Annotated in this window: 14 protein-coding genes, 1 tRNA gene and 1 pseudogene; 12 read left to right on the top strand and 4 right to left on the bottom strand. The window is 71.8% G+C overall.

All coding sequences use genetic code 11. From position 1 onward, the window contains the following. Window positions 1-36: 36 nt before the first annotated feature. The 5 genes and pseudogenes from BQ6202_RS10305 to BQ6202_RS10285 form a co-directional block, all read left to right on the top strand. The gene (locus tag BQ6202_RS10305) at window positions 37-576 is read left to right on the top strand and encodes a PLDc N-terminal domain-containing protein (protein WP_159433638.1); all 540 of its coding nucleotides are present in this window, start codon (window positions 37-39) and stop codon (window positions 574-576) included. Continuing rightward, a complete protein-coding gene (menD, locus tag BQ6202_RS10300) occupies window positions 569-2,257 on the top strand; it encodes a 2-succinyl-5-enolpyruvyl-6-hydroxy-3-cyclohexene-1-carboxylic-acid synthase (RefSeq protein WP_234946189.1) in 1,689 nt (562 codons plus the stop codon). The genes BQ6202_RS10305 and menD overlap by 8 nt, the downstream gene beginning before the upstream one ends. Continuing rightward, entirely contained in the window at window positions 2,244-3,113 is an 870-nt protein-coding gene (locus BQ6202_RS10295; RefSeq protein ID WP_072314370.1) for an SDR family oxidoreductase, read from the top strand. Before menD ends, BQ6202_RS10295 begins: the two co-directional genes overlap by 14 nt. 50 nt (window positions 3,114-3,163) lie before the next feature. Then, a complete protein-coding gene (locus BQ6202_RS10290) occupies window positions 3,164-4,405 on the top strand; it encodes an AI-2E family transporter (RefSeq protein WP_072314369.1) in 1,242 nt (413 codons plus the stop codon). A gap of 9 nt (window positions 4,406-4,414) precedes the next feature. Next, window positions 4,415-5,245: pseudogene (locus BQ6202_RS10285) on the top strand (PPK2 family polyphosphate kinase); the annotation flags it as partial. A gap of 262 nt (window positions 5,246-5,507) precedes the next feature. Here BQ6202_RS10285 and BQ6202_RS10280 read toward each other — a convergent pair. Beyond that, complete coding sequence (locus BQ6202_RS10280) at window positions 5,508-6,716, bottom strand: isochorismate synthase (RefSeq protein ID WP_072314367.1); 1,209 nt, start codon at window positions 6,714-6,716, stop codon at window positions 5,508-5,510. A gap of 86 nt (window positions 6,717-6,802) precedes the next feature. Here BQ6202_RS10280 and BQ6202_RS10275 point away from each other — a divergent pair, with 86 nt between their 5' ends. The 4 genes from BQ6202_RS10275 to BQ6202_RS10260 are packed head-to-tail and all read left to right on the top strand — an operon-like array spanning window position 6,803 to window position 10,868. After that, window positions 6,803-7,555 (top strand): class I SAM-dependent methyltransferase, encoded by a 753-nt coding sequence (locus tag BQ6202_RS10275; RefSeq protein WP_234946188.1) that lies wholly within the window; start codon window positions 6,803-6,805, stop codon window positions 7,553-7,555. After that, complete coding sequence (locus BQ6202_RS10270; RefSeq protein ID WP_072314366.1) at window positions 7,555-8,565, top strand: polyprenyl synthetase family protein; 1,011 nt, start codon at window positions 7,555-7,557, stop codon at window positions 8,563-8,565. The genes BQ6202_RS10275 and BQ6202_RS10270 overlap by 1 nt, the downstream gene beginning before the upstream one ends. A gap of 55 nt (window positions 8,566-8,620) precedes the next feature. After that, the gene (locus tag BQ6202_RS10265) at window positions 8,621-9,973 is read left to right on the top strand and encodes an FAD-dependent oxidoreductase (RefSeq protein ID WP_072314365.1); all 1,353 of its coding nucleotides are present in this window, start codon (window positions 8,621-8,623) and stop codon (window positions 9,971-9,973) included. A 55-nt stretch (window positions 9,974-10,028) separates the two neighbouring features. Continuing rightward, a complete protein-coding gene (locus BQ6202_RS10260) occupies window positions 10,029-10,868 on the top strand; it encodes a sulfite exporter TauE/SafE family protein (RefSeq protein ID WP_072314364.1) in 840 nt (279 codons plus the stop codon). A 6-nt stretch (window positions 10,869-10,874) separates the two neighbouring features. Here BQ6202_RS10260 and BQ6202_RS10255 read toward each other — a convergent pair whose 3' ends face one another. Continuing rightward, entirely contained in the window at window positions 10,875-12,326 is a 1,452-nt protein-coding gene (locus BQ6202_RS10255) for a phospholipase D-like domain-containing protein (RefSeq protein WP_072314363.1), read from the bottom strand. Window positions 12,327-12,336: 10 nt separating this feature from the next. After that, a complete protein-coding gene (locus BQ6202_RS10250) occupies window positions 12,337-12,825 on the bottom strand; it encodes a YajQ family cyclic di-GMP-binding protein (RefSeq protein ID WP_072314362.1) in 489 nt (162 codons plus the stop codon). A 98-nt stretch (window positions 12,826-12,923) separates the two neighbouring features. Between BQ6202_RS10250 and BQ6202_RS10245 the strand changes: the two genes are divergently transcribed. Then, entirely contained in the window at window positions 12,924-13,910 is a 987-nt protein-coding gene (locus BQ6202_RS10245) for a phosphotransferase enzyme family protein (protein WP_072314361.1), read from the top strand. Window positions 13,911-13,991: 81 nt separating this feature from the next. On the opposite strand, the gene BQ6202_RS10240 is transcribed toward BQ6202_RS10245, so the two are convergent. Beyond that, window positions 13,992-14,074: transfer RNA gene (locus BQ6202_RS10240), tRNA-Tyr, on the bottom strand. A gap of 99 nt (window positions 14,075-14,173) precedes the next feature. Between BQ6202_RS10240 and BQ6202_RS10235 the strand changes: the two genes are divergently transcribed. Further along, window positions 14,174-14,977, top strand: a complete 804-nt coding sequence (locus BQ6202_RS10235; protein ID WP_072314360.1) for an inositol monophosphatase family protein — start codon at window positions 14,174-14,176, stop codon at window positions 14,975-14,977. Between the two features lie 264 nt (window positions 14,978-15,241). Then, window positions 15,242-16,381 (top strand): M23 family metallopeptidase, encoded by a 1,140-nt coding sequence (locus BQ6202_RS10230; RefSeq protein WP_072314359.1) that lies wholly within the window; start codon window positions 15,242-15,244, stop codon window positions 16,379-16,381. The last annotated feature ends 28 nt before the right edge of the window (window positions 16,382-16,409 follow it).

Genomic DNA, 16,409 nt, shown 5'->3' with positions numbered 1-16,409 from the left:
GAGCGGCCCATAGCGAAGGGGCCTACCCTGGGTGACATGCGGTGGCTCATCATTGGCGGGATCCTGGCCCTAGTGGTCACGGTCTACGCGCTCGTCGACCTGACGGTCACCGACGATCGCCGCATCCGCCGCCTGAACCGCGTGCTGTGGGTCGTGCTGATCGTGGTGCTGCCGGTGTTCGGCTCGATCGGCTGGCTCGCGTGGGGCAAGGGGCCGCGGTCCTCCGCACGCCCCTTCGCTCCTGACGACGACCCCTCGTTCACGCGCTCGAGCGACGTGAGCGACGAGGAGGCCGACCGCCGCATCGCCGAGCTCGAGGCGCAGCTGGCCGCGCTCGACGACGAGGACTTCACCGGCGTCCCGGAGGCAGAGCGCACCGCGGCCGCCGACGAGCCGATCGCCGGCGAGCCTGAGGCGACGGCCGGCCCTGCAGAGGGGGCGGTTCCTGCTGCCCCCGAGGGCCCGTCGCCGAAGCCGAAGCGGTCGACGTCGCACGACGCAGATGCGGCCCCCGAGGATGACACCGACGGCCAGGAGCACCGCGCTCCTGACGACGGCGATTCCGCGCGTGCCTGAGAGCCTGTCGGCCGCAGCGTATGCCGACCGGCTGGTCGCAGCGCTCGCCGCGGCCGGAGTGACCGACCTGATCGTCTGCCCGGGCTCGCGCTCGCAGGCGATCGCGCTCGCCGCCGCCCGCGCATCCCGCGACGGGCTGCTCGACCTGCACGTGCGCATCGACGAGCGCAGCGCCGCCTTCCTCGCGCTCGGCCTCGCGCGCGAGACCGGCATGCCCGCCGCCATCGTCGTCACGAGCGGCACCGCGCTCGCCAACCTCCACCCGGCGATGCTCGAGGCGCACCACAGCGACGTGCCCGTCATCGCCATCACCGCCGACCGGCCGGCCGAGCTGCAGGGGGTGCGCGCGAACCAGACGACGCGCCAGCCAGGCATCTTCGGCGAGGGCGCGCGCATCGTGCTCGACGTGGGGGCGGATGCGCTGCACGACCCAGAGGGCGACGCGGTCATGGCGGTGCGGAGCGCCCTGGGCTGGCGGGAGCCCGAGCACGCCGGGCACACCGAGCCCGGCCCGGTGCAGCTGAACATCGCCTTCCGCGAGCCGCTCTCGGGCGGCGAGCCCGCGATCGGAGAGCCGGTCGAGCGCGTCGAGCGCCCGCCGATGTCGACCGCGGCGCTGCTGCCCGCCGATGGCACGGTCGTGATCGCGGGCGCCGACGCGGGCGAGAGCGCTGTCGACGTCGCCGAGATCCTCGGTGCGCCGCTCATCGCCGAGCCCACCTCGCGCGCCCGCTTCGGCCCCTCGCTGGTGCAGCACGCGCGCGAGGTCATCGGGCAGCTGGGCGGCGAGGTGCGCCGCGTCGTGGTGCTCGGCCACCCGACCCTGTCTCGGGCCGTGACCGGGCTCATCCGCCGCCCCGACGTCGAGGTCGTCACGATCGGCCGCGCGCACCAGGACAACGTGCGCGGCACGGGCCGCTCGACGGTGCTGAGCGGCCGGGTCGTCGTGGAGGAGCTGACGGAGGAGACCGAGACCGCCGGCCGCGCCTGGACGCAGCGCTGGGTGAGCGCCGGTCGTGCGATCGCCGCGGAGCGCGATCGCGAGACCGCGCCCGACTCCGACCTGACCAGGGCAGACTACGCACGCGCCGAGCTTGCCGAGGGGCGCACGCCCATCACCCGGCGCGAGCTCGTCGCGCAGGTCTGGGATCGCACCTGGCCGCACGACCGGCTGGTCGTCGCCGCCTCGCGGCTCATCCGCGAGCTCGACGACGTCGCGGGGCCGAAGGCCGTCACCGCGAGGGCCAACCGCGGGCTCGCGGGCATCGACGGCACCGTCAGCACCGCATCCGGCATCGCCATCGCGCACGCGCGCTCGGGCTCGCCCGGCCTCACCCGGCTCCTGATCGGCGACCTCGCGCTGCTGCACGACGCGGGCGGGCTCCACGTGCCGCCGGGGGAGGAGCGGCCGCGGCTGCAGATCGTCGTCGGCAACGACCGCGGCGGCAGCCTCTTCACGCTGCTCGAGGTGGCGGCCAGCGCGCACCCGGGCGACTTCGAGCGCGTGCAGCGCACCCCCCACGACATCGATCTCGAGCACCTCGCCGCCGCCTACGGCTGGCCCTACGAGCGCGTCACCGATCGGGCGGGCCTGCGCCGGGCGCTCTCGCAGTCTCGACCGGGCATCATCGAAGCCGTGTTGGAGGCCGAGGTGGAGGGAGCGCCGGATGCGCAGCGCTGACGGGGTGGCCGCGACCCGCATCGACGCGGGGACGACCATGGTCATCACCGGAGCCGCGAGCGGCATCGGCAGGCTCGTCGCGCTCGGGGCAGCCCGCAAGGGCGCGCACGTCGTCATCTGGGATCGCGACGAGGCGGCAGCGCGCCGCGTCTCCAGCGAGGTGCACGGCGCCGGCGGCCGCGGCACCGTCGTGGTCGTCGACCTCGCCGACGCCGACGCGATCGAGCTCGCCGCCGCCGAGACCCTCATGCTCGGCCCCGTCGACGTGCTCGTGAACAACGCGGGCGTGGTCTCCGGCAAGCCGCTCACCGAGCTGACGGCCGCGCAGATCGACCTGACGATGCGCGTCAACGCGATCGCGCCCATGCTCGTCACGCGCGCGCTGCTGCCGGCGATGCGCGACGCCGGCAGGGGTCGCATCGTCACGGTCGCGAGCGCGGCGGGCTTCATCGGCGTCGCCGGGCAGACCGACTACGCAGCCAGCAAGTTCGCCGCCGTCGGGTTCATGGAGTCGCTGCGCGCCGAGCTGCGCAAGCAGGGGTCACCCATCACGGCGCTCACCGTGGCGCCCTACTACATCGACACCGGCATGTTCGAGGGCGTCACGACGCGGGTGCCCGCGCTGCTGCCGATCCTGTCGCAGGCGCGCGTCGCCACGCAGATCCTCGGCGCGATCGAGTCGCGCCGAGCGCTGCTGGCCCTGCCGCCGCTCGTGCGACTGGTGCCGGCGATCAAGGCGCTGCCGACCGCGGTCGGCGACTGGGTGGCGGATGCGCTGGGCGTCAACGAGGGCATGGACGGGTTCCGCGGGCGGCCGGCCGCCGCGCCGCCCGCCGATCGAGAGCGCGGCCGCTGATGCGCTGGCCGTGGCAGCGTCGCACCCCTGCTCCGCCTCCGGTGCCGCAGATGACGGCGGAGGACGCGCAGCGCTGGATGCTGCCGCGCACCCTCATCGTGCTGCTGTCGATCATCGCGGTGATCGCCGTGTTGATCCTGCTCAGCCAGGTGAGCACGTTCGTCGCGCCCGTCTTCCTCGGCTTCAACCTCGTGATCGCGGTGATGCCGCTGCAGCAGTGGCTGCTGCGCATCGGCACGCCCAAGGTGCTGGCAGCGCTCGCGTCGCTGCTGACGGTCTACGCCTTCCTGATCGCGCTGCTGTGGTCCATCTACTGGTCCGTGCAGTCGCTCGTCGTCGAGCTGCCGGGCTACTCGGCCGAGTTCAACCGCATGTATCGCGACACGCTCGTGTGGCTCGAGTCGCTCGGCATCTCGCAGGACGAGGCGCTGCAGCAGCTGCAGAACGCCTTCAGCCCGAGCGCCATCGCCAGCGCGGTCGGGATGGTGGCCTCCGACGCCGGTGTGGCGCTCGCGTTCCTCGCGACGCTGTTCGTCGTCATCTTCTTCCTCTGCTGGGATTCGATGGGGCTGCCGGAGCGCATCAAGCGCATCGCCGCCTCCAACCCGGGCATCGTGCGCGGCATCGACCACTTCGCGGCCGGCGTGCAGCGCTACTGGGTGGTCGCGACGATCTTCGGCCTGATCGTGTCGGTGCTCGACTTCGTCGCGCTCACCGCGCTCGGCGTGCCGCTCGCGCTCGTCTGGGCGGTCTTCGCGTTCGTCACGAACTACATCCCGAACGTCGGCTTCGTGCTCGGGGTCATCCCGCCGACGCTGATGGCGCTGCTCGCGAACGGGCCGCTCAACGCCCTGCTCACGGCCATCCTCTTCAGCGTCATCAACTTCGTCATGCAGTCGCTGATCCAGCCCAAGGTGGCGGGCGACGCCGTGGGCGTCACGCCCGCGACCTCCTTCCTGTCGCTGCTGGTCTGGGCGTTCGCGCTCGGACCGGTCGGCGCGCTGCTGGCGCTGCCGGCCACGCTGGCGGTGAAGACGCTGCTCATCGATCCCGATCCGAAGCTGCACTGGGTGAGCAAGTTCATCTCGAACAAGCTCGAGCCCGCGCGCGACGGCCGCATCGGCCGGGCGATCGGCCCGGGCGTGCAGGTGGGCGAGCGCACCGCGGAGCCGAGGGCCGAGCGACGACGCGCCGCCAAGCAAGGCAGGGGCGAGCGCGGCAGGGCCAAGCGCAGCAAGGCCGATCGGGGCGCCGGCCGAGGCCGGGGCAAGCGCGGAGCGCCACAGCAGTAGTCTCGGCGCATGACCGAGATCACCGACGCTCTCCGCATCACCCGCTCGATCCGGCTGGCGGAGCTGGATCCCGCATCCACGCCCGGCTTCACGGGCGACAAGCTCGCGGGCCAGGTGGCGCTCGCCGAGGGCGTCGAGCGGCTGGCCGAGCTGCAGGAGCGGCTCTTCGCCGCGAGCCGCGCAGGGGCGCAGGATGCGGTGCTGCTGATGGTGCAGGGCATGGACACCTCTGGCAAGGGCGGCATCATGCGCCACGTCATCGGGCAGGTCGACCCGCAGGGCGTCGCGATCACCTCGTTCAAGGCGCCGACCGCCGCGGAGCGCAAGCGCGACTTCCTCTGGCGCATCGAGCAGGCGCTGCCGCAGCCCGGCATGATCGGGGTCTTCGACCGCTCGCACTACGAGGACGTGCTGATCCATCGCGTGCGGCAGCTCTCGCCGGCAGATGAGATCCAGGAGCGCTACGGCCGCATCGTCGAGTTCGAGCGCGAGGTCGCGGAGCGCGGCATCCGGCTCGTCAAGGTCATGCTGCACATCTCGCGCGCCGAGCAGGGCTCGCGGCTGCTGGAGCGCATCGACCGGCCCGACAAGCACTGGAAGTACAACCCGGGCGACGTCGACGAGCGCGAGCGCTGGGACGACTACATGGAGGCCTACCAGGTCGCCATCAACCGCACGGCCCGCGTCGGCGCCCCGTGGCACGTCGTGCCCGCCGACCGCAAGTGGTACGCGCGGCTCGCCGTGCGCGAGCTGCTGCTCGAGGCGCTCGAGGCGGTCGATCCGCAGTGGCCGACGGCGGACTTCGACGTGGAGGTCGAGCGCGAGCGGCTGCTGGCGACGGGCGACGTGACGTTGCCGGAGGCCGGCGAGGAGCCAGCGCCCGATGACGCGGCTGCGCCGTCGGAGCAGGGCAAGCAGACCGGCAAGCGCAAGAAGGCCAAGGGCGGCAAGAAGCGGAAGGCCGACGAGCGGCGCAAGGGCGACAAGCAGGCCAAGGAGCGCAAGAAGCCCAAGAGCGGCAAGCAGTCGAAGGGTGCCAAGAAGGCCAAGCTCGACAAGCAGGCGATGTAGCGCGAGGAGCGGCGCGCAGCTCGTCCGCTGCTCAGGGCAGCGGGTCGGCGAGCGCGTCGGTGATCGGCCGCAGCTTCACGGCCGTCTCGGCGAGCTCGGCGTCGGGATCGCTGCCCGCGACGATGCCGGCACCGGCGAACGCTCGGATCGAGCCGTCGGCCGCGATGTCGGCGCCGCGCAGCGCGATCACCCACTCGCCACCGCCCTGCTGGTCGATCCATCCGACCGGACCCGCGTAGCGGCCCCTGTCGACGCCCTCGAGCTCGCGGATGATCGCGAGCGACGCGGCGCGCGGCGTGCCGGCCACCGCGGCAGTCGGGTGCAGCAGCGCGAGCACGTCGAGCGTCGATCGGTCGCCGAGGGTGCCGGTGATGTCGGTCGCGAGGTGCCAGAGGTTCGGCAGCCGCAGCGGGAACGGCTCCGACGCGCGCGCGTCCGGAGCGAGGTCGCGCAGCACCGCCATCGCCGAGTCGGCTGCGTAGCGGTGCTCGCGCAGGTCCTTGTCTCCGGAGGCGAGCGATTCTGCGATCTCCGCGTCGAGCGCGGGGGTGGCGCCGCGAGCAGCGGTGCCGGCGAGCACCCGCGAGAAGAAGTGCCCGCGGTGCGCGGCGATCAGCGTCTCGGGACTCGCGCCGATCAGCCCGTCGACGGCGTAGGTCACGGCATCGGGGTAGCGCTGCACGAGGCCGACGGCCACCGAGCGCACGTCGCCGCCCTCCGGCAGCTGCCCGACGCGATCACGGGCGACGACCACCTTCTCGGCAGCACCGGCACGGATGCGCTCGGTCGCCTCGGCCACGACGGCGCGGTAGCGCTCGCCGTCGATCGCGCCGTCCGCGAGCTCGACGCGCACCTCGTCGACCGCGGTCGGGTGCAGACGGCCCTCGTCGCCGATCCAGGTGATCCACTCGTCATCGCCCCGGCGGCCGACCACGACCTGCGGCACGATCAGCACGCTCGTCGCGCTCGACCGGTCGTCGAAGGCGAAGGCGCCGAAGGCGATCAGGCCGGTGCCGGGCACCCCGACCGGATCCTCGACCGTGGCCGCGCGCGCGACCGCGCGCCACGCATCCGCCGCCTCGGTGAATCGAGAGGCGCCGTGGAACTCGAGCCGCAGGGCCTCGCCGCGCCCGACGATGCCGTCGGCGCCGCGTCGGACGGCGAGCGGGAACCGCGGATCCGCGTGCTCCAGCAGGCGCCCGAGCTCCGCGCGCTCGGAGCGCACCCGCAGGCCTGGCATGCTCCAAGCCTACGCCGAGGCGCCCTCCCTCGGCGTCGACGCGAGCACCCGGGGAGCGCGCACGCGCGGGAGCCTAGGATGGAGGGGTGAGCCGAGCAGACATGCAGAAGGACCCGGACGAGGTTGCGGGCATGTTCGACGCGACGGCCAAGCGCTACGACCTGCTGAACTCCCTGATGTCGGGCGGCAACGACAAGCTCTGGCGCATCCACATGCAGCGCGCCGTGCGGCCGCAGGCGGGGGAGCGGATCCTGGACGTCGCCGCCGGCACCGGGGCATCCGCCGCGCCGATGGCGAAGGCCGGGGCGCTCGTCACCGCGCTCGACCTCAGCCAGGGCATGATCGACGAGGGCCGGCGCAGGCACCCCGACATCGAGTTCGTGCACGGCTCAGCCGAGGAGCTGCCGTTCGAGGCGGACACCTTCGAAGCCGTGACCATCTCCTTCGGCCTGCGCAACGTGCAGCACCCGCGCGCGGCGCTCAGCGAGTTCCTCCGCGTGCTGAAGCCGGGCGGCCGCCTCGTCGTCTGCGAGTTCTCGCAGCCCCCCGTGAACGTCGTGCGCAAGGGGTACGAGTTCTACATGCGCACGGCACTGCCCGGCTTCGCGAAGGCTGCCAGCAGCAACCCCGAGTCCTACCGCTACCTGGTCGAGTCGATCCAGGCATGGCCCGACCAGCAGACGCTGTCCCAGTGGATCCGCACGGCCGGCTTCACGCGCGTCGCGCACCGCAACCTCACGATGGGTGTCGTCGCGCTGCACCGCGGCCGCAAGCCCACCGAGATCACGAGCGCCATGCGCCTCGCCCGCCACGCCCAGCCGGAGGAGCAGGACGCCTGATGGCCTCGGTCACCTCGGCCTTCGGGCTGCGCGGGGCGCGCTTCGCGATGCCCGCGGACAAGCGCGTCGTCGACGCCGTCGAGTCGGGCCTCGAGCGGCTCGAGACGCTCCTGGCTGCGCACCTGCAGATCGCCGATCCGGTGGCGGATGCGGTGACGCGGTACCTGAACGAGGCTGGCGGCAAGCGCGCCAGGCCGCTGCTCCTCCTGCTCGCCGCGCACCTTGGCAGGGGCATCGACGACGATGTGCTCGCGGCCGCCCAGGTCGTCGAGATCACGCATCTCGCGAGCCTGTACCACGACGACGTCATGGACGAGGCCGACACCCGTCGCGGGGTGCCCGCGGCCCACGTCGTGTGGAGCAACTCGGTCGCGATCCTCGCGGGCGACCTGCTCTTCGCCCGCGCCGGCGCCGTGTCGGCCCCGCTCGGCGGCGAGGTTGCCGAGCTGCAGGCGCGCACCTTCGAGCGGCTCTGCCTCGGCCAGCTGCACGAGACGCTCGGCCCGGGCGAGGCCGATCCCGTCGCGCACTACCTGCAGGTGCTCAGCGACAAGACGGGCTCGCTCATCGCCGCCGCCGCTGAGCTCGGCATCGTCGTCAGTGGCGCCGATCAGGCCCTGCGCCAGCCGCTCCGCGAGTTCGGGGAGCGCATCGGCGTCGCGTTCCAGCTGGTGGACGACGTCATCGACCTCTCCGCCGACCCGGCGACGGGCAAGGATCAGGGCAACGACGTGCGCGCCGGCGTGCGGACGCTGCCGGTGCTGCTGCTGGCGAAGCGCGACGATGCGGCATCCGTGGCGCTGCGCGCCCGCCTCGAGTCGCCCGCGGACGACGCCGACCTGGCTGCCGCGATCGCCGAGCTCGCGACCCACGAGGTCGTCCGCGAGTCGATCGCCGAGGCTGAGCGCTTCCAGCGCAGGGCGCTCGAGGCGCTGCGGCCGTTGCCGGCCGGCACGGTGCGCCGCGGCCTCGAGGCCTTCGCCGAGCACGTCGTGGCTCGCACCCGCTAAGACCGCAACCCGCTGAAACCCCCGCGGCGCTGCCGCCCCTCGCTGAAGGAGAACCGTGAGCGAACCGCTCCGCATCGCCGTGGTCGGCGCCGGCCCCGCCGGCATCTACGCCGCCGACATCCTCAAGAAGTCGGCCGCAGACACCGGCCGCGACGTCTTCATCGACCTGTTCGAGCAGCTGCCTGCCCCCTACGGCCTGGTGCGCTACGGCGTCGCACCCGATCACCCGCGCATCAAGGGCATCATCGCGGCCCTCCGCGAGGTGCTCGAGGCGGGCGTCGTGCGGCTGTTCGGCAACGTGCGCTTCGGCGAGGACATCACGGTCGACGACCTCGAGCGGCTGTACCACGGCGTGATCTTCGCGACCGGCGCCACGAAGGACGCCCCGCTCGACATCCCCGGCATCGACCTCGCGGGCTCCTACGGTGCCGCCGACTTCGTCTCCTGGTACGACGGCCATCCCGACGTGCCGCGCGAGTGGCCGCTCGAGGCGCGCGAGATCGCGGTCATCGGCAACGGCAACGTCGCGCTCGACGTCGCCCGCATGCTGGTGAAGCACCCCGAGGACCTGCTGCCCACCGAGGTGCCCGCCAACGTCGTCGACGGCCTCGAGGCATCCCCCGTCACCGACGTGCACGTGTTCGGCCGCCGCGGCCCGCTGCACGTGAAGTTCACGCCGCTCGAGCTGCGCGAGCTCGGCGAGCTGCGCGACGTCGACATGATCCTCCACGACGACGACTTCGGGGTCGACCCCGACGAGGAGACCCTGAAGCAGAACAAGCAGATCCTCGTGATCTCGCGCGTGCTCGACCAGTGGCGGCAGCGCGAGACGGGCTCGGCGTCGCGCCGGCTGCACCTGCACTTCTGGTCGAAGCCGGATGCGGTGCTCGGCGAGGACGGCAGGGTCGCGGCCCTGCGCGTCGAGCGCACGAAGCCGGGCGAGCACGGTCTGGAGTCGACCGGCGAGCTGCGCGACATCCCCGTGCAGGCCGTCTACCGCGCCGTCGGCTACTTCTCGTCGCCGCTGCCGGGCGTGCCCTTCGACGAGCTGCGGGGCGTGATCCCGAACATCGCCGGGCGGGTGCAGGACGGCACCCGGCCCATGCCCGGGATGTACGCGACCGGCTGGATCAAGCGCGGACCGGTGGGCCTGATCGGCCACACGAAGTCGGATGCCAAGGAGACCATCGAGCAGCTGCTCGGCGACGAGCACTCGTGGTGGACGCCAGAGGCCTACGACGAGCAGGCCGTGCCGCGGCTGCTCGAGGAGCGCGGGGTCGCGTGGACGGACATCGACGGCTGGATCCGCCTCGACGAGCACGAGATGTCGCTCGGCGAGCCGCACGGGCGCGCTCGCGTCAAGGTGGTGCCGCGCGACGAGATGATCGCGGTCTCGCGCCAGCAGTGACTCCCCTGCCGGTCGAGGAGCGCGCGCCGCAGGCGCACGCGTCACGAGACCCAGCATGGACCTGACCGGCTACCTCCTGATCGCCCTCGCGGCGGTCGGCGCCGGCGCCATCAACGCGGCGGCCGGCGGCGGCACCCTCATCACCTTCCCGGCGATGCTCGCCGCAGGCATGAGCCCGCTCGCTGCCAACATGACGTCGTCGATCGGCCTGCTGTTCGGCACGCTCGGCGGTGCCTGGAGCTACCGAGACGAGCTGCGCCGCCAGCGCCGGCGCTTCGTCGTCAACGCGCCCTTCGCGGCGATCGGCGGCGTGATCGGTGCGGTGCTGCTGCTCGTGACGCCCTCGGCCGCGTTCACCGAGATCGTGCCGTGGCTCGTGCTGCTGGCGGCCGCGCTCTTCGCGATCCAGCCAGCCCTCACGAAGCGCCTCAACCGCTCCGCCGCTGACACCGCCCCGCCGGTCGAGGAGCGCGCGCCGGAGGCGCTCGCCGCCCCGCCGGTCGAGGAGCGCGCGCCGGAGGCGCTCGCGTCACGAGACCACACCGGCGGCTGGCCCGCCAAGGCCGCCTTCGTGCTCATCGGCGCCTACGGCTGCTACTTCGGTGCCGGCATCGGCATCATGATGCTCGCGCTGCTCGGCCTCGTCATCCACGACACCCTGCAGCACCACAACGCCCTCAAGAACATCATGGCCGCCGTCATCAACGGCACCGGAGCGATCATCCTGGCGTTCTCGCCGCTCATCCACTGGGGCGTCGTCGCGATCATGCTGGGCGCCTCGCTGCTCGGCGGTCTGCTGGGCGGCTGGCTCTCGCGCCGCGTGCCGAGCTGGCTGCTGCGCATCGTCGTCATCGGCTTCGCGCTGGCCGTCGCCCTCGCGATGCTGCTCACCTGACGGCGGCTACTGCAGCGCAGAGGTGAGGCGCGCGATGCTGTCGAAGGCCTGGGCGATGCGCGGCCTGGCCATCCACGCCTCGAGCGTCAGCTCCGTCGACTGCCGCCGGTACGCATCCACCGTCGCCTGCAGCTGATCGACCATCGAGGCGCCCTCGATGAGCATCGACACCTCGAAGTTCAGGCCGAACGAGCGCATGTCGATGTTCGAGGAGCCGATGACCGAGACGCGGTCGTCGAAGGTCATGAACTTCGAGTGCAGCACCGTCGGCTTGGCGAAGAGCGTGATCTTCACACCCGCTCGCAGCAGCTCCTCGTAGTAGCTGCGCTGCGCGTGGTAGGTCCAGAACTGATCGCCGACCTCGCTCGCGAACAGCTCCACCTCGATGCCGCGCATCGCCGCCGAGGTGATGGCGTAGCGCATGGCCTCGTCGGGCACGAAGTAGGGGCTCACGATCGTGATGCGGCGCTCTGCCGCGTGCACGAGCTCGAGGAAGATGCGCAGGTTGATCTCGCCCTCGAAGCCCGGGCCCGAGGGCACGACGGAGGCGTTGAGATCGCCATCGGTGGCGCGGGCTCGGCTGGCGAGCTCCACGAGCTCGTTGGTCTCGGCCCACCAGTCCGACCAGAAGAGCACGTCGAGCGCGACGACCGAGGGTCCCTCGAGCTCGACCCAGGAGTCGCGCCACTGGAGCCCGCGGCGGATGTTCTTGCGCCAGAGGTAGGAGGGGTCGACGAGGTTGAGCGAGCCGGTGAAGCCCACGTCGCCGTCGATGACGACGAGCTTGCGGTGATTGCGCAGGTCGGGTCGCTGCCACTCGCCGCGCCACGGGCGCAGCGGCACCATGTCCCGCAGTTCTGCGCCCATCGCCCGCAGGCGGGCGACCGTCTGCTTGCGGCGCGGGTAGCGGATGCTCGTGAGGTGGTCGACGAGCACGCGCACGGTGACGCCGCGGGCGGCCGCGCGCTCGAGGGCGTCGAAGAACACCTCGGTGCGCTTCGAGGCGACGATGAGGTAGAACTCGACGTGCACGAAGCGGGTCGCCTCGTCGATCCGGCGGGCCATCGCGGCGAGCTGGTCGTCGAACTCGTCGATGACGAGAGCCTTCGTCGGGCCGACGTGCGGCATCGACGAGAGGCCGCGGTTCAGCTCCAGCACGCCCGGGAGCCAGTCGGGTCGCTCGGTGACGGCGGGGGAGTCCTCGACGCTCAGCGTGCTCTCGCGGATCAGCTCCTGGATGGCCGCCATCTTCTTGCGCCGGCCGCGCGGCAGGCGGGTGTTGCCGAGCACGCCGAAGACGATCCAACCGGCGATCGGCTGGATCATGATGATGAGCAGCCACGCGATCGCGGAGGCGGGTCGGCGGTTGTAGGGCACCACGACGAGCGCCAGCAGGCGCAGCGCGATGTCGATCGCGAAGAAGAGCCAGGTGAGCGCCTGGGTGAGCGTCACCTCCACTGGAAGCGCGTCAGCGGAAGTTGATGAACTGCAGGTCGATGTCGAAGTCGCCGCCCTTGAGGAGCGCGATCGTCGACTGCAGGTCGTCGCGGCTCTTCGAGGTGACGCGCACCTCGTCGCCCTGGATCTGCGTCTTGACCGTCTTCGGCCCCTGCTCGCGGATGAGCTTCGTCACCTTCTTCGCGTCCTCGGTCGAGATGCCGTCCTTCAGCGCGATCTCGATGCGGAACTCCTTGCCGGAGGGGTAGGGGTCGCCCTGGTCGAGCATCTTCAGCTCGATGCCGCGCTTGATGAACTTCGACTGCACGACGTCGAGCACGGCCTTCACGCGCTCCTCGGAGGACGCCTTGAGCAGCACCTTGTCGCCGCTCCAGGAGACATCCGCACCGACGCCCTTGAAGTCGTAGCGCTGCTCGACCTCCTTGCGCGCCTGGTTGACGGCGTTCTCCGCCTCCATCTTGTCGACCTTGCTGACCACATCGAACGAGGAATCTGCCATGCCCCGATCCTACGCACCGCCGTGCCGGTCGCTCTCAGCCGCTGTGGGGCGAGCGACCACGGCAGGCGTCTTGGCGGGTGCTGAGGCAGGATCGCAGCATGGATGCACAGGAGCGCCCGGCGCTGGAGATGCTGTGGGAGGCGCACGATCCCGCGCGCGTGCTGGAGCGCAGGTTCGGCTTCGAGTCGGCGGCGGATGTCGCGGAGTGGGTGCGCGCGATGCTGCGGAGGCACTGGGGGATCGACGTCGATGTCTGCGAGCGCGTCGTGATGAGCGATCGCAATGCGCTGGCCTGGGTGCGCGTCGGCCGATCCAGGATGGTCCTGAAGTGGACTGGCGCGGATGAACGGTTCGAGCGGTTGCGCGCTCTCGCGGCGCTGGTGCACTGGCTCGCCGCTCGTGGCGTGCCGGTGTCGGCACCTGTGCCTGCCGCGGATGGCTCGCTGCAGGTCGAGACCGAGGGGGTCTCCATGGGGCTGCAGCACGAAGTCGCCGGCCGGCTGCTCGACGCCGAAGACCCAGCGCAGGTCGTCGCCGCCGGGCGCGCCCTCGCGCTGCTCCACGCTGAGCTCCGCGACGCACGAGCCGTGACGTCCGCGTTCGGCGACGAGCCGGCTCCGTTGCCCGCACGGCTGGCCGGATGGCTCGACGCAGCGCCCGGGCACCTCGATCCCGTGGCGGTCGCGCTGCTCGAGCGATGCCGCAGCCTCGCCACTCCGGGGCTCAGCACGCAGCTCGTCCACGGCGATGTTCGCGCCGCCAACGTGCTCTGCTCCGAAGATGGGATCGCAGCCTTCCTCGACTTCGAGGATGCGCGCATCGACGACCGGATCGTCGAGCTGGCGCGAACGGCGGTGCTGCTCGGCACGCGGTTCCACCACTGGGGACCGGTCGGCAGCGACACCCACAAGGCGCTGCTCCAGGGCTACGAGTCAGTGGCCGGGCTGACAGCTGCGGAGCGGCAGTGGTGGCCGGTGCTGCTGCTCTGGACGACCCTCGCGTTCGTGCCGCCCGGCCACGACTCGACAGGCTGGACGGATGCTGCGGCAGCGCTGCGCGATCGGTTGGCAGCCCAGCTGCAGTGATCCAGTCCGCCAGTGCACCGGCGCGGGCCGAGCTCCCCGGGAGGCGACGAAGCCCCGTCGCGTGGACGGGGCTTCGGAGCGTGGCGAGTGAGGGATTCGAACCCCCGAAGGCATACACCAGCTGATTTACAGTCAGATCCCTTTGGCCACTTGGGTAACTCGCCATTGGCCGTGCAAGGCCGCCGACCAGCATACATGGCGAGCGACCTGCTCGACGACTCCGGCGGTCGTCGCCCAGAGGCGCCCGACGGTAGGTTCGAGGCATGAGCGAGCTCCACGACCTGCTCGTCGGCATGGCCGTCGACGCCGCCACCCTCGCCAAGCAGCGCCGCGATGTCGGCGTCACCGTCGCGGCCAGCAAGTCCAGCCTCGAGGACATCGTGACCGAGGCAGACCGCGAGGTCGAGCGCCTGGTGGTCGACCGCATCCGCGCCGCCCGCCCCGACGACGGCATCCTCGGCGAGGAGGGCACGAGCGTCACCGGCACCTCCGGTCTCACCTGGGTCATCGACCCGATCGACGGCACCGTCAACTACTTCTACGGCATCCCCGCCTACGCCGTCTCGATCGCGCTCGTTGAGGGCGACCCCGACCCGCGCACGTGGCGGGCCATCGCCGGTGCGGTCGTCAACGCCGCCACCGGCGAGCTCTTCGAGGCGCAGCGCGGCGGCGGCGCCCGGAGGGACGGTCGCGAGATCCGGGTGGCGGATGCGGTGCCCGCCGAGATCGCGCTTATCGGCACGGGCTTCGGGTACAGCGCCGAGCGCCGCGTGCGGCAGGCCGCCGTGGTGCAGGGCCTCATCGGGTCGGTGCGCGACATCCGCCGGATCGGATCGGCGGCGCTCGATCTCGCCTCGGTCGCGAGCGGCAGCCTCAACGCCTACTTCGAGCGAGGCCTGCAGCCGTGGGACATGGCCGCCGGCGCCCTGCTGGTCGAAGAGGCGGGCGGCGCGGTGCTGGGGTGGGACGGCGCGCCAGCGAGCTCCGACTTCCTGCTCGCAGCGGCGCCCGACCTGGCCGCCGGGCTGATGGAGCTGCTCGCGCCCCTGCACCCGCACGAAGTCTGACCTCTTGCCAGGTCGTTACCAATCCGTTATATTTGACCGTTGAACGACGCAGTGCACATGCACTCGGCACGTCGTTGCGGCGCTTCCCAGGTTCATGCCACTATCGATGCCGGTGGAATTGCACGCCGCACCCGCGCGCAATGCTTGCACGAAGGCAACGCGCGGCGCGCGTTCAGCTGAGTGCAGAGCAACCCCAGACCCACAGACCTCCAGGACGGCCGAAGCGTGACGCATCCCACCCGACGAGCACTTCGCTCGTCTGCTGTGGACGCTGGTCGACCCGAGGAACAGCTGGCCCCGACCCGCCGTGAGCTGCGCGAGCGCGAGCGCGCCGCTGCGGCGATCGCGGTGACGGCCAACGAGGCGCGCACCGCTGCTCGCGTCACGGTCGTCGAGGGCTCCGCCCCGATCTACACCAGCCGCCGCGCCATGCGCGAGGCCGCGACGCGCGTCGCGCAGGAGATCTCGGTCACCATCGCCGAGCCGACGTTCACCGCTCCGATCATCACGGTCGACGCTCCGTCGCTCGGCAACGGCGGCACCGCGACGCCCTCGGTGCGACCGGCCCGCCCCTTCTCGCCGCGCGTCGTCCACCCCGCGCCCGTCGCCCCTCCCACCCGCAAGGCAGGCAGCACCCGCCGCCTCGCGCAGAAGATCTCGGCGGGCGCGGCGCTGCTGTTCATCGGCTCGCTCGTCGTCGTCACCTCGCTGCCGGCGCAGGCCGTGCAGCCGGCCATCGGGATCGACCCGGAGGTCGCGCAGATCCACGACGTGCAGACGCTCGAGAGCGTCTCGTCGGAGACCACCACCTACTTCTCGCGCGACGACGTCACGGTCAACGACCAGATGGCGGCGGCGCGGATGTCCGGGGGCGAGCGCGCGGCCTACCAGTCGGTCGCCGACGGCGAGACCGCAGGCCCGTCCTACACGGGCGACGCCGCCTTCCCGCAGGTGTGGAGCATGCTCGAGACCGGTTTCGTGCAGACGCCGTTCCCGAGCCTCGACCAGGTGCCGATGTCGAGCCAGTTCGGCTACCGGCCGGGCGGCTTCCACGGTGGCAGCGACCTCACGCCGGGCCTCGGCACCGACATCCGCCCCATCGCCAACGGCGTGGTCTCGGCCGTGTGGCAGGGCAACAACCCCGGCGGTGGCGGCTACGCGGTCTTCATCGACCACAACATCGACGGCCAGTTCGTGCAGTCGTGGTACGCGCACATGATGCCCGGCTCGATCCAGGTCGAGGTCGGCCAGGTCGTCGACATCACCGACGTCATCGGCCAGGTCGGCAACTCGGGCCGCTCGACGGGCCCGCACCTGCACCTCGAGCTCAAGAACTCCGAGTACGTCTCGTTCGACCCGATGCTGTGGCTGCAGACGCGCGAGATGAACCTCGAGTACCGCTAGACCGCTTCGCCACCGCGCGATGCCCCTT

This window comes from Agrococcus sp. Marseille-P2731, from assembly GCF_900117395.1.
GTDB lineage: Bacteria > Actinomycetota > Actinomycetes > Actinomycetales > Microbacteriaceae > Agrococcus.
The sequence above is the reverse complement of the archived record's forward strand: the minus strand, read 5'-3'. Positions and strand labels throughout refer to the sequence as shown.

Excerpts from the sequence above, each read along its gene's own strand:
- BQ6202_RS10290 (WP_072314369.1), top strand. The coding sequence starts at position 3,164 with ATGACGGCGGAGGACGCGCAGCGCTGGATGCTGCCGCGCACCCTCATC.
- BQ6202_RS10280 (WP_072314367.1), bottom strand. The coding sequence starts at position 6,716 with ATGCCAGGCCTGCGGGTGCGCTCCGAGCGCGCGGAGCTCGGGCGCCTG.
- BQ6202_RS10305 (WP_159433638.1), top strand. The coding sequence starts at position 37 with ATGCGGTGGCTCATCATTGGCGGGATCCTGGCCCTAGTGGTCACGGTC.
- BQ6202_RS10250 (WP_072314362.1), bottom strand. The coding sequence starts at position 12,825 with ATGGCAGATTCCTCGTTCGATGTGGTCAGCAAGGTCGACAAGATGGAG.
- BQ6202_RS10260 (WP_072314364.1), top strand. The coding sequence starts at position 10,029 with ATGGACCTGACCGGCTACCTCCTGATCGCCCTCGCGGCGGTCGGCGCC.
- BQ6202_RS10270 (WP_072314366.1), top strand. The coding sequence starts at position 7,555 with ATGGCCTCGGTCACCTCGGCCTTCGGGCTGCGCGGGGCGCGCTTCGCG.
- BQ6202_RS10295 (WP_072314370.1), top strand. The coding sequence starts at position 2,244 with ATGCGCAGCGCTGACGGGGTGGCCGCGACCCGCATCGACGCGGGGACG.
- BQ6202_RS10235 (WP_072314360.1), top strand. The coding sequence starts at position 14,174 with ATGAGCGAGCTCCACGACCTGCTCGTCGGCATGGCCGTCGACGCCGCC.
- BQ6202_RS10245 (WP_072314361.1), top strand. The coding sequence starts at position 12,924 with ATGGATGCACAGGAGCGCCCGGCGCTGGAGATGCTGTGGGAGGCGCAC.